Source organism: Lacisediminihabitans sp. (assembly GCF_043726815.1).
Classification (GTDB): Bacteria; Actinomycetota; Actinomycetes; order Actinomycetales; family Microbacteriaceae; genus Lacisediminihabitans.
Map to the genome: position 1 here is coordinate 1 of NZ_JAYSJZ010000065.1, position 11463 is coordinate 11463.

At 68.8% G+C, this 11463-nt stretch carries 11 protein-coding genes and 4 tRNA genes; 8 read left to right on the plus strand and 7 right to left on the minus strand.

The annotated features are described in order from the left end of the window. The coding region (locus ACHZD8_RS09355; RefSeq protein WP_394770030.1) for a DUF3000 domain-containing protein at positions 1 to 589 on the minus strand (589 nt) is incomplete at its 3' end. A gap of 22 nt (positions 590 to 611) precedes the next feature. Between ACHZD8_RS09355 and ACHZD8_RS09360 the strand changes: the two genes are divergently transcribed. Further along, positions 612 to 1811 carry an alpha/beta hydrolase family protein gene (locus ACHZD8_RS09360; RefSeq protein ID WP_394770032.1) on the plus strand — a complete coding sequence of 400 codons (1200 nt, stop codon included), beginning with the start codon at positions 612 to 614 and terminating at the stop codon, positions 1809 to 1811. Between the two features lie 7 nt (positions 1812 to 1818). Here the strand turns inward: ACHZD8_RS09360 and ACHZD8_RS09365 are convergent, their stop codons facing one another. From ACHZD8_RS09365 to ACHZD8_RS09375, 3 genes are read right to left on the minus strand one after another with little or no spacing between them, the layout of a single operon-like run. After that, positions 1819 to 2541, minus strand: a complete 723-nt coding sequence (locus tag ACHZD8_RS09365) for a dihydrofolate reductase family protein (protein WP_394770033.1) — start codon at positions 2539 to 2541, stop codon at positions 1819 to 1821. Beyond that, on the minus strand, positions 2538 to 2978 hold the full coding sequence (locus ACHZD8_RS09370; protein WP_147782377.1) for a SufE family protein: 441 nt from the start codon (positions 2976 to 2978) through the stop codon (positions 2538 to 2540). The genes ACHZD8_RS09365 and ACHZD8_RS09370 overlap by 4 nt, the downstream gene beginning before the upstream one ends. Positions 2979 to 3027: 49 nt before the next feature. After that, a complete protein-coding gene (locus tag ACHZD8_RS09375) occupies positions 3028 to 3930 on the minus strand; it encodes a sulfurtransferase (protein WP_394770034.1) in 903 nt (300 codons plus the stop codon). Between the two features lie 170 nt (positions 3931 to 4100). Here ACHZD8_RS09375 and zapE point away from each other — a divergent pair, with 170 nt between their 5' ends. Next, on the plus strand, positions 4101 to 5132 hold the full coding sequence (gene zapE, locus ACHZD8_RS09380; RefSeq protein WP_394770036.1) for a cell division protein ZapE: 1032 nt from the start codon (positions 4101 to 4103) through the stop codon (positions 5130 to 5132). Positions 5133 to 5261: 129 nt separating this feature from the next. Here the strand turns inward: zapE and ACHZD8_RS09385 are convergent, their stop codons facing one another. Then, complete coding sequence (locus ACHZD8_RS09385) at positions 5262 to 6404, minus strand: Na+/H+ antiporter NhaA (protein ID WP_394770037.1); 1143 nt, start codon at positions 6402 to 6404, stop codon at positions 5262 to 5264. A gap of 266 nt (positions 6405 to 6670) precedes the next feature. Between ACHZD8_RS09385 and ACHZD8_RS09390 the strand changes: the two genes are divergently transcribed. The 3 genes from ACHZD8_RS09390 (at position 6671) to ACHZD8_RS09400 (ending at position 9877) form a co-directional block, all read left to right on the plus strand. Continuing rightward, positions 6671 to 7942, plus strand: a complete 1272-nt coding sequence (locus tag ACHZD8_RS09390) for an ammonium transporter (protein WP_394770038.1) — start codon at positions 6671 to 6673, stop codon at positions 7940 to 7942. Between the two features lie 117 nt (positions 7943 to 8059). After that, a complete protein-coding gene (locus ACHZD8_RS09395) occupies positions 8060 to 9127 on the plus strand; it encodes a hypothetical protein (protein ID WP_394770039.1) in 1068 nt (355 codons plus the stop codon). A gap of 9 nt (positions 9128 to 9136) precedes the next feature. Then, positions 9137 to 9877, plus strand: coding sequence for a YqjF family protein (locus ACHZD8_RS09400; RefSeq protein ID WP_394770041.1), 741 nt, complete (start codon positions 9137 to 9139; stop codon positions 9875 to 9877). On the opposite strand, the gene ACHZD8_RS09405 is transcribed toward ACHZD8_RS09400, so the two are convergent. Both ACHZD8_RS09405 and ACHZD8_RS09410 read right to left on the minus strand, forming a co-directional pair. Next, a complete protein-coding gene (locus tag ACHZD8_RS09405) occupies positions 9867 to 10763 on the minus strand; it encodes an alpha/beta hydrolase fold domain-containing protein (RefSeq protein ID WP_394770042.1) in 897 nt (298 codons plus the stop codon). The genes ACHZD8_RS09400 and ACHZD8_RS09405 overlap by 11 nt on opposite strands. Before the next feature lie 52 nt (positions 10764 to 10815). Then, a tRNA-Val gene (locus ACHZD8_RS09410) sits at positions 10816 to 10888 on the minus strand. A 167-nt stretch (positions 10889 to 11055) separates the two neighbouring features. Here ACHZD8_RS09410 and ACHZD8_RS09415 point away from each other — a divergent pair. The 3 genes from ACHZD8_RS09415 to ACHZD8_RS09425 all read left to right on the plus strand — a co-directional run bounded on the left by ACHZD8_RS09415 (position 11056) and on the right by ACHZD8_RS09425 (position 11362). Then, positions 11056 to 11127: transfer RNA gene (locus ACHZD8_RS09415), tRNA-Gly, on the plus strand. Positions 11128 to 11181: 54 nt separating this feature from the next. Further along, positions 11182 to 11252, plus strand: a tRNA-Cys gene (locus tag ACHZD8_RS09420). Positions 11253 to 11290: 38 nt separating this feature from the next. Next, positions 11291 to 11362, plus strand: a tRNA-Val gene (locus ACHZD8_RS09425). Positions 11363 to 11463: the final 101 nt, after the last annotated feature.

Genomic DNA, 11463 nt, shown 5'->3' on the forward strand with positions numbered 1-11463 from the left:
GTGCAGCTCGACGCGCCGCTAGCAAACTGACTCCTTCGACGGCCGGCGGGAGGCCCGCCAGCATGCACAACAACTCACCCCAGCCTTCCACATGTGCGGTGATGTCGTGGTCGAGGGGGCTCCAGGAGGCCCGGAGCTCGATCTGGGCACCGTCGCCCTGGCTGGCGAGCTCGCCGTAACCGGTGGAGAGGATCTTGGTGGCGGTGCCGGAGGCCGCCATGTACTTGGCGCCCCGGGCGTCGAGCGCATCCACGAGCCAGGACCAGGCGACGTCGGCGAGGAACGGGTCGAGCCCGATGTCAGTCTCGAGTGGTGCCTGGGCGAAGCAGACTATGCGGAAGGGACCGCCCCATGCCTCCGGCTCGCTCGGGTCGTAGAGCAGGATGAATCGGCCGGTGCCGAGGTCGGAGTCCGCCTCGTGACGGGCGGGCGTCACATCCGCCGCGAGCGCGATGCTGTACGGCGCGAGATTGCCGGGCGCGGGGATCTCGGTGAGCGTGAGCTCCGAGCGCAGTCGGGCGCGGCGAACAGAATGGAGCGCGGCGGTGAAGGCGGCCGGCACCGATTGTCCTGCGGGTTTTTCGGGCACGACCGAAGACTAAAGTTCGACTGTGGCAGATTCTCGAAGGCACGCCGTCCGGGGCTTCCCTTGGTTGACCGCGAGCCTGCTGGCCGCGGGGGCCGCGGTGAGCCTGGCCGCAGTCGCGTCGAGCGTGCTCACGGTGGTGGTCGCCCGCACGGTGGTGACGCCGCCGCGACGCCGGCCGGAAGACGTTGTGGTGCTGTCGGTGGACCTGGCGGCCTCCACGATCACCCTCGATGACACGGCGGATGCCCTGCTTCCCGGCGAATACAGCTTCTGGTTCGCGGCGGAGACCGGCCACGCCAAGCTCGGCGAGATCATCGCCCGGTCGGGACACACGGTCACCCGGCGGGTGATCTCGGTCGATTCCGGCGACCTGACGAAGGCGACTCGAGGACGGATCAGCGGCTGGTTCTTCCTGACCCCGGCCGAACTGGGGGTGCCGGTGGAGGACGTGGCGATCGCGACCGAGTTCGGACCGGCACCGGCCTGGCTCGTGCCGGCCGCGGGTCCGAGCACTCGCTGGGTGATCCAGGTTCACGGGCGCGCCGTGCGTCGTGCCGAGACGATCCGGGCGGTCCCGGTCTTCCGCGACGCCGGCTACACCTCGCTTCTCATCTCCTACCGCAACGATGGCGATGCACCACCGAGCCTCGACGGACGGTACGGGCTCGGGGACACCGAATGGCGCGACGTGGAGGCCGCGATCCAGTACGCCCTCGACCACGGGGCGACGGATGTCGTGCTGATGGGCTGGTCGATGGGCGGGGCGACGGTGCTGCAGGCGGTTACCCGCTCCCCTCTCGCGGGAGTCGTGCGCGGTCTCGTGCTCGACTCTCCGGTCGTGGACTGGGTGACGGCCCTGCGCTTCCAGGGCACGCTTCTGGGGTTGCCCGGCCCGGTGTGGTCTGGCGTGATCTCCCTCATCGGCAGCGAGTGGGCGAGGCGTCTCACGGGGCAGAGCGCGGCGATCGACATCGGCCGGCTCGACTTCGTTCGTCGGTCAGACGAACTAGACCTGCCCATCCTGCTCATGCACAGCGACGATGACGGGTTCGTCCCGTCGACCGCGTCCCGAGCACTCGCCGAGGCGAGGCCGGACATCGTGACCTTCGAGTCGTTCAGCGGGGCGCGCCACACCAAGCTGTGGAACTACGACCCGCCGCGGTGGAATGCCGCCATCGCGCACTGGCTGGCGACCGCGCCGCTCGCGGTGCGCGGCGACTGACCGCGAGTCAGCTCCCGGCAAGCAGCCAGCGCGCGTAGAGCCCGCCGCCGTCGTCGACCAGCAGCTGCCTGAGCTCGAGGGCCCTCTCCTCGATCGCACGGTCGCCCAGCAGGCGCAGCCTGCCGCCGCCGATCCGCGGGCTCGTCGACAGGCAGAGCTCGTGCACGAGGCCGGCATCGAGAAGCTGGGCGGCGAGGGTCGGACCGCCCTCGCAGACGACGCGGTCGAAGCCCAGGTCGGCAAGCGAACCGACGACGGATGCCGCCTCGAGCCGGCCGCCGACGTCCGGGAGGGTGACGATGCGGGCGGCGATCTCTCCCAGGGACTCCCGAACGGCGGTCTCGGCACCCGCCGGGCAGAACACGATCAGTCGATCGGGCGCGAGTTGCGGCGAGAGGCGATGGCCGGCGAGGTCGCCGCTGCTCGTCACCACGGCCAGCGGCACGGTGCGCGGGAGCTGATAGCCCTCCGCGCGCACGCTCGCCGCGCCGACCAGCACCACCTGGCTGTGACGGCGGATCACGCCCAGGATCTTGCGGTCCGCGCGATTGCTCAGCGACTCCGAGGTGCCGTCGGATCCCGCCGCGCTGCCGTCGACGCTCGCCACGAGGTTGAGTCGCAGCCAGCGCCGGGCGCCGGGCTCATAGAGGAGCGCGAGTCGCTCCCGCGCATCCGCCCCATCCGTGTCGATCGGTTCGCCCGGCTCGGGGAAGACGCGCGTGAGGATCACGCGGCGATCTTCTCCCGGATCTGCCGCTTGGTGCGCCCGAGCATCGCCGTCATGCCGCGAATGCGCAGGGGGCTGACCGCCTCGGTGAGCCCGATCGTGTTCGGGAAGTCGTCTGGCACGTCGAGCACCTGCTCCACGGTGAGGCCGCTGAGCCCCTGCGCCAGGATGGAGGCGAACCCGCGGGTGGTCGGAGCCTCCTTGGGCGCCGTCGCGAACAGGTGCACGATCCGGTCGTCGTCCACCTCCACGAAGATGTAGACGGGCGACTGGCACTCCTCCACCCGTTCGAACAGGTCGGGGTGCTCGGCGTAGCGGGGCGGGAGCTCGGGGAGTTCGTTCGCGAACTCCAGCAGCAGCACCAGCCGGTCGCGCTGGTCGAGTTCGAGAAAGTCGTCCTGGATCTGGATGAGAGAGTCGGGGAGATCGCGTTCTGTCATGGCTCTCCAGTATCCCACCGCGCCGTCTCCCGCCGCGTGACCGGGAGGACTAGCGGGCGGCGGGCACCGCTCCGGGTTCGACGCCCTTGACGATCGGCACGCGCACGGCGGAGCCCCACTCGGTCCAGGATCCGTCGTAGTTGCGCACCCCCTGGAAGCCGAGCAGGTGGGTGAGCACGAACCAGGTGTGGCTCGAGCGTTCGCCGATGCGGCAGTAGGCGATCACGTCGTCGCCGTCGCGCAGCCCGGCTCCGTCGCGGTAGATGGAGTCGAGTTCTGCCAGGGGCCTGAACCCGCCGTCCTCGGCAACGGCCTTCGCCCACGGCACGTTCTGCGCGGTGGGGATGTGGCCGGCGCGGAGCGCGCCCTCTTCCGGGTAGGCGGGCATGGTGGTGCGCTGGCCGGTGTACTCCTCCACGGATCGCACGTCGATGAGCGGATTGCCGAAGTGCGCGAGCACGTCGACCTTGAAGGCGCGGATGGCCGCGTCGTCCCGCTCGACGACCGGGTAGTCCACGGGGGAGACGGCCGGGGCATCCGTGGTGTATTCGCGGCCCTCGGCCTCCCACTTGGCTCGGCCGCCGTCGAGAAGCCGCACATCCTCGTGGCCGAACAGGGTGAACACCCACAGCGCATAGGCGGCCCACCAGTTGTTCTTGTCGCCGTAGATCACGACCGTCGAGTCGCGGGAGATGCCCTTCGATCCCACCAGTTTCGCGAACTGTTCGCCGTTGATGTAGTCGCGTTCGATCGGGTCGTTGAGGTCGGTGTGCCAGTCGATCTTGACGGAGCCGGGGATGTGGCCGGTCTCGTAGAGCAACACGTCCTCATCCGATTCGACGACGACGAGGCCGGGGGTGCCGAGCCGCGCCTGGAGCCACTCGGTGCTCACGAGCCGCTCCGGGTGGGCGTACTCGGCGAATTTCGGGGATGGATCGACCTCGACGGTCATGAAGAACCTCCAGTTGACGCCTCGTGCGGGCGACGGTGTGCGTGTTTGCGGGCAGCTAGGCTTGAGAAGTACCCGTGACGAATCTACGCACTGCGCGAGGCTCCAGGTGGCCCCTCGTAAGAGTTCGACACAATTTCGGGACCGGATTTCAAGGCAGGGGCGAGGCACGAGTGAGCGCTGACCAGGGTTTCCTCGGACTGTCGAATCCGGAGAGTCTGCTGGATCGTCACCCGACGCTCAGCGGCACCGAGATCGTGGAGCAGCTCGTGCCCCCGCGCCAGTTCCAGTCGGCCACGCTCGACTCCTACCGGCCCGATCGCGACTTCCCGTCGCAGGGGGCTGCGGTCGCCGCGATCCGCAATTTCGCCGCGGACTCCGGACGATCGGGCGGCCTCTTCTCCCGCCGCCGCGCCCCGGCCGCGCTCCCGGGGGTCTATCTCGACGGCGGTTTCGGCGTGGGCAAGACCCATCTCCTCGCCGCACTGTGGCACCTGATGCCCGACCGCAAGTACTTCGGAACGTTCATCGAGTACACCGCGCTGGTGGGCGCGCTCGGCTACGCGCCGACCGTGGCCCTGCTCAAGGGCGCCTCCATCATCTGCATCGACGAGTTCGAACTCGACGACCCGGGGGATACCCGCCTGATGTCGCGGCTGTTGTCCGACCTCGTGGCCTCCGGATCGAGGATCGCCGCGACGTCGAACACCCCGCCGAACGCCCTGGGCGAGGGCCGGTTCGCGGCTCAGGACTTCCTGCGGGAGATCGACGCCCTCGCCGCGCGCTTCACCACCCTCCGTATCGACGGACTCGACTACCGCCGCCGTCACTTCGAGGGGCACGCGGCAACCGTCGCGGATGGCGACCTCGACGCGGCGATCGCGGGAGTGGAGGGCGAGATCACCGTCGACGGCTTCGACGATGCCGTGCGGCACCTCGCCTCCGTGCATCCGTCCCGCTATTTCAAGCTCGTCGATGGACTCGACGCGATCGCGCTCACCGACGTGCACGAGCTCGCCAACCAGACGGATGCCCTCCGCTTCGTCGCCTTCGTCGACCGGCTCTACGACGCCCAGGTGCGCATCATCGCGACCGGAACACCGCTCGACGAGATCTTTCCGGAGGAGATGCTCGCCGGCGGCTACCGCAAGAAGTACCTGCGGGCCACCTCGCGACTCATCGCCCTCACCGCTGGTCACCTCTAACCCGCTCGCGGCGGGAGATACCGCACGCGTTGGCGGGGATACAGCGTGGCGGCGGGAGGCGCGTCCCCCTCCGCGAGGAGGTTTCGCCCGCCCCAGGGGGTTTCTCCCTCCGTGGGAGAGAGCCCGGGTTCAGGCCTTCGCTCGCCGCGAGCGGTAGTGGCGGGAGCGCGCGGCGGTGAGGGAGACACCGATCACGGCCGCGATCACCGAGGCGACGAGCACGGCGAGGGTTCCCTCCACGGCGATCTCGTGGTCGTGGTCGTAGGCCAGTTCGTTCATGAGGAGGGACACGGTGAATCCGATTCCGCCCAGGCCGGCCACCGCCACGATGTCCCCGAGCGGGATGCCCTTCGGACCGCCGCGGCCGGCAATGGCGGTGGCGATCACCGCCCCGCCGGTGATGCCGATGAGCTTGCCGACCGGCAGGGCGATGACGATCGCCCAGAACACGGGGCTCAGGTTGGCGATGCCCACCGCGGGCAGCGCGACGAGCGCCGCCGTAAACGCGAAGACCGGCAGGATGAAGCCGTTGCTCACGGGTTCGAGGGCGTGCCGGGTCTTGCCGGCGCTCTTCCCCGCCATGATGAGCCCCAGGGCGACGCCGGCGATCGTCGCGTGGATGCCCGACAGGTGCACGAGCACCCAGGCGGCGATCCCCAGCACGATCAGCAGCGCGACGATCGGCGCCGAGCGCGCCCGGGCGCTCAGCCAGCCGAAGAGCAGCACGACCGGAACGGCCGCGAGTAGCGGAATCGGCTGCAGGTCGCTGGTGAAGAAGACGGCGATGATGATGATGGCGATCAGGTCGTCGATCACGGCAAGCGCGAGCAGCAGCGCGCGCACCCGCGAGGGCAGCGCGCGGCCGACGAGGGCGAGCGCCCCGAGCGCGAAGGCGATGTCGGTGGCGGTGGGGATGGGCCAGCCGACCGACAGCGCGGGGTCGCGCACCACGATCAGGAAGATGATGGCCGGCACGATCACTCCGCCGACCGCCGCGACGGTGGGGACCAGGGCCTTGCGCGCGCTGTTGAGCTCGCCGTGGGCGAGTTCGTGCCGCAGCTCGATCGCGGCGATGAAGAAGAAGACGGCGAGCAGTCCGTCTTTGATCCAGTCCCCGACTGTCAGATGGAGTCCGAGCCGGGGGATCTCGAGGGGGAAGTCCTTGGCGTGCTGGAGCGCGGGTCCCCAGGCGGTGTTCGCCAGAATCACCCCGAGAACTGCAGCGCCGAGGAGCAGGAAGGCCGCGTAGCGCTCGCTTCTCAGGATTTTCACCGGCCTCCAGTCGACGCATTCGAGTCTACGGGGGTCACCCGGGCGGCCCTGACTCGATTACGAGGCGGATCCACGGATCGGCGAAACACGATGTTTACATTCACGCCACGGGCGTAACAGGGGTGAAACACGGTGACAGCGCTGCGGAAATGTCGGCCCACCAAACTAGCCCCATCCCGAGGCGGATCAGATCGGCGGCCCGTTGAGCCGATCGAGAGCAGACGCCGACGGGAGCCCTGTGAAATAGAGAGAGGCAACCCCAACCCATGGTCGCATTGTCGGTCCTAACGAATGCCACTACTGACGGCATCACGCTCAACTTGAATTCCCTGTGGCTCCTCGTGGCCGCAGCCCTCGTTCTGATCATGACCCCCGGCGTCGCCTTCTTCTACGGCGGCATGGTGCGGGCCAAGAGCGTCATCAGCATGATGATGATGAGCTTCGGCGCCATGGGCCTCATCGGAGTGCTCTGGGTGCTCTACGGCTATGGTCTCTCCTTCGGCCCGCCGCTCATCTCCGGCTGGCTCGGAAACCCCTCCGGTCTGTTGGGTCTTGGCAAGCTTGTCGGAATCGGCAAGGGTGGCGCCATGTCGGCCGACCTCAACGGTCTCGCCTTCGCCGGCTTCCAGGCCACGTTCGCCATCATCACCGTGGCCCTCATCTCCGGCGCGATCGCCGACCGCGCCAAGTTCGGGGCGTGGATGGTGTTCGCCGGTGTCTGGGCGACCGTGGTCTACTTCCCGGTGGCCTACTGGGTGTTCAACCTCACTGACGGCTGGGCGCCCCACGTACTCGGCGTGAATGACTTCGCCGGTGGCACCGCCGTTCACATCAACGCGGGTGCGGCCGGTCTGGCACTGGCGCTCGTGCTCGGCAAGCGGGTCGGCTTCAAGAAGGGCCTGTCCAAGCCGCACAACGTTCCGCTGACCCTCCTCGGCGCCGCGCTGCTCTGGTTCGGCTGGTTCGGATTCAACGCCGGTTCCGAGGCCGCGGTCGACGGAGTCGCCGCCATCGCCTGGATCAACACCCTCGCCGCCCCGGCCGCCGCCATCCTCGGCTGGCTGATCGTGGAGAAGATCAAGGACGGCAAGCCGACATCGATCGGTGCCGCTTCGGGAGCCGTTGCCGGTCTCGTGGCGATCACCCCCGCCTGCAACATCCTGACCCCGGGTTGGGCGATCGTGCTCGGACTGCTCGCCGGTGCGGTGTGTGCCTTCGCGATCGACCTCAAGTTCAAGCTCGGCTTCGATGACTCGCTCGACGTCGTGGGCATCCACCTCGTCGGCGGTCTGCTCGGTACGCTGTACATCGGCATCTTCGGAAGCGGAATCGGCCTCATCGACACGGGCAGCTTCAAGCAGCTCGGAGTTCAGGCCCTGGCCGGGTTCGGCATCGGCATCTACTCCTTCGTGCTGGCCTACGCGATCGGATGGATCATCCAGAAGACCATGGGCTTCCGCATCACCAACGAGGATGAGGTCGCCGGCGTCGACACCATCGTCCACGGCGAAGAGGGCTACGCGCTCGAATCGGTCTGACCCAGAGAATCACAGCACGCGGGGTGCCGTCCTTTCGGGGCGGCACCCCGCGCTGCGTCACGGGGCGTGTGAGACTAGCCCTGTGACGATCCAGGGGGCCGGCCACGAGAGGATGCCATGACCACGACCAGCGTGTGGCTGAGCGTGCTCGGTGCGGTCGCCATTCTCGCGTCCGGGGCGTTCTTCACGCTGCTGCAGAACCGACTCTCCGGCCGCAGCTCACGCGGGATCTGGTCGGGTGTCGCCGTGATCGCGGCGATCGGCGCCGCGACGGGGCTCGTGCTCGTCGCCCTGCGGCCGCCCGGTTTCGCGCCCCTGTACATCGCCCCGATCGCCGCCCTCGGGGCCTTCTTCGCCGTGGTCGTCACGTCGCCCATCCGGCGCGCTGCCACGCTCTCCCCGCCCGTGCTGGTCTTCGCCGCCCTCGCGACCGCCCTCATCGCGCTTCCGGCCCTCGCGACGGTGTTCGGCACCTGGTTCGACCCGTTCGGCACCGGCCTCGGTTTCATCGACATCGGGGCGGCCCTGCCGGCCCTCGTGGCGGCGGGAAGCGGCGGGATGGCCGTGCTCTGGATCGAGCGGCGGGCGGGGGCGCGGGTCGCCGCTCCGGTCGAACCGTGGGGGCGGGTGCTCTGGCCGACGCTCGCCATGTGGGCCGCGTGGTTGGGCTGGCTCGTCGGTCTCGAGCTCGCCATCGACTCGCACACCCCCCTGATCATGCTCAACGCGCTCCTGATGCCGCTGGCCGGGGCCCTCGCGGGCGCCCTCGTCGAGAGGGTGCGGGATCGCGCGAACACTCCGCTCGGCCTCGTGACGGGCCTCGTGGGCGGGCTGGCGGCCGCGACCCCCGCCTGCGCGAACCTCGAGCCGGCCATCGGTGTGGTCGTCGGCGCGCTGAGCGGAGCGGTGTGTCTGCTGCTTCCACGACGCGGCTCCGACGGTCTTCTGCCGACCCTGAGCCTCGGCGCGGCCATCGGCCTCGTGCTGATCGGGGGGCTCGCCACCGACGTGAGCTTCATCTACACCGGCCAGCCCGAGGTGCTGATGGGGCAGGCGCTGGCGGTGATCGCGGCAGCGGTCTGGTCGTTCGTGGTCTGCGCGATCCTCTGGACACTGCTCCGCCGGATCGGATCATCGCGGGCCTCCGCATCCCTGCCCGGAGAGCCCGGAGCCCGCCGGGCTTAGTCTTGGCGGGTGGAGTCCATCTCGCAGACCGCACCCGTGCTGCCCGGCCGGGCGATTCTCGAACAGTTCTGGGCCGACCTCACCTTCATCCACTGGCGGGTGGATGCCGCCCTGGTGGCGCCGCTCCTGCCCGCCGGCGTCGTTCCCGACGTCTTCGACGGCAGCTCCTGGGTGGGTCTCATCCCGTTCCGGATGGCCAGCACTGCGGTGCTCGGCGGCCCGCCGGTGCCGTATTTCGGCGCTTTCACCGAGGTGAACGTGCGGCTCTACGCGGTCGATGCCCAGGGTCGCCGCGGCGTGGTGTTCAGCTCGCTCGAGGCGTCCCGGCTGGCGGCGGTGCTCGGCGCGCGCGCCGCATACTCGATCCCGTATTTCTGGGCGGCGGCCGGCTTCGACCGCGTCGGCGACGAGCTGCGCTACTCGAGTCGCCGGCACTCGCGGCAGGCGCCGGTCTCGAGGGTCGTGAGCCGGCCATCCGATGTTCGGGTCGTCGACGATCCGCTCGCCGACTTCCTAACCGCCCGGTGGCGGCTCTTCGTGCGCCGCGGTGGCCGCACGCTGGTAATGGCCAACCGGCATCCGCCCTGGCCGCTCTTCGAGGCCGAGCTGGTGTCGCTGCACGACGAGTTGCTCGCCGCGAGCGGCCTGCCGGGCATCTCAGCCCGGCCGCCGGATTCCGTGCTCTACTCGCCGGGCGTGCTCACCCAGTTCAGCGGCCCGGAGGTCGAGCCGGCGGTGCTCAGCGCGTGATGGCTGCGCGAATCACGGCCCTGGCCGTCTTCGCTTCCGGGATCGGCAGCAGGGGGTAGACGTGGATCATCTCGGGCTGTTCGTGGTAGTCCACGGTCATTCCCACCTGCCCGGCCAATCGAACGAGCCGTCGGGCATCGGCGTTCAGGATGTCGCGGGTGCCGCTGAACATCGTGACGGGGCCGAGCCCGGCGAGGTCGCCGTGGATCGGACTGACGATCGGGTCGTCCTCTGACAGCTCACCCCGGTAGATCTCGCCCGCCGCGTGGGAGCCCGGAACGGCGAGCCACGGGTCACGTGGTGCGATGACGGCGAGAGCCGGGTCGGTGCCGCTGATGTCGAGCCAGGGCGAAACGAGCACGGTTGCTCGCAGTGGGGGAGCCCCGCGGTCCCGCAGCTGCAGTGCGACGGCGAGAGCCATGCCGCCCCCGGCCGAGTCGCCGAGGATGCTGAGGTTCTCGGCGCCGACGTCCCGAATCAGTTCCTCGGCGAGGTCGGCGACGGCAGGCACGATCGCCGACGCCGTGGCCGAGGGCGCCAGCGGATAGATCGGCACGATGAAGCGGGTGTCTGTGCTGCGGGCGAGGTCGGCGATGAGCTGCCAGTGCTGAGCGACGATCTCGTAGACGTACGCACCGCCGTGCAGGTAGATCGCACGGCGTCGCGAGTCGAGTCCGCGAGGGGCGATCTGGTAGACCGGCCAGCCCGATCTGGTGCTCACGGTCACGTCGAGACCGCGGAACAGCCGCTGCGGGGGAGCGAATCTCGCCGGGTTCAACTGCAGCCGGGCGATCTGGCGGCGGGTGAGATCCGCGGAACTGAACCGACGTTTGGACCCGCGAAGCACGATCGCCAGGGCGACGAGTCGGCTGGCGAGGCTCTGCATCGTGCTCCCTGGGGGGCTGGGACCTCAGCCACCACCGCAGGGGACCGTGTTGTGGGCGATACCGGACTCGAACCGATGACCTCTTCCGTGTGAAGGAAGCGCGCTACCAACTGCGCCAATCGCCCGCCGTGCACAATCCTGCCATATCCGCGACCCTGTTCAGAAACACGACCCCCGGCAACCCCGGAATGCGGCCGAAATTGCCTCGGTTGGGCGACACGCACCAATCTGGATTGGCTCTCTCCCGCAGCATCAGATAGAGTCTTCCAAGCACGCAGGAATGCGTGCGAGTGCGGATGTGGCGCAGTGGTAGCGCATCACCTTGCCAAGGTGAGGGTCGCGAGTTCGAATCTCGTCATCCGCTCGAAGTCTCATGGTGTCGTAGTCCTGAAAAGGGTTGCCCACCTCGCCAGAACATGGTGGCGTGGCCGAGAGGCGAGGCAGCGGCCTGCAAAGCCGTCCACACGGGTTCAAATCCCGTCGCCACCTCGCAGTTGCACGCAGAAGTAAAATTGAATACAGAGTTTGAGCGATTGGCGCAGCGGTAGCGCGCTTCCCTGACACGGAAGAGGTCGCTGGTTCGATCCCAGTATCGCTCACGAGAAAACCCCCGGAATCATTGAGATCCCGGGGGTTTTTACTTGCCCGTGCAATATACGTGCAATAGCTACTCGGCCTGTGGAAAGAACCGACGGCTAAT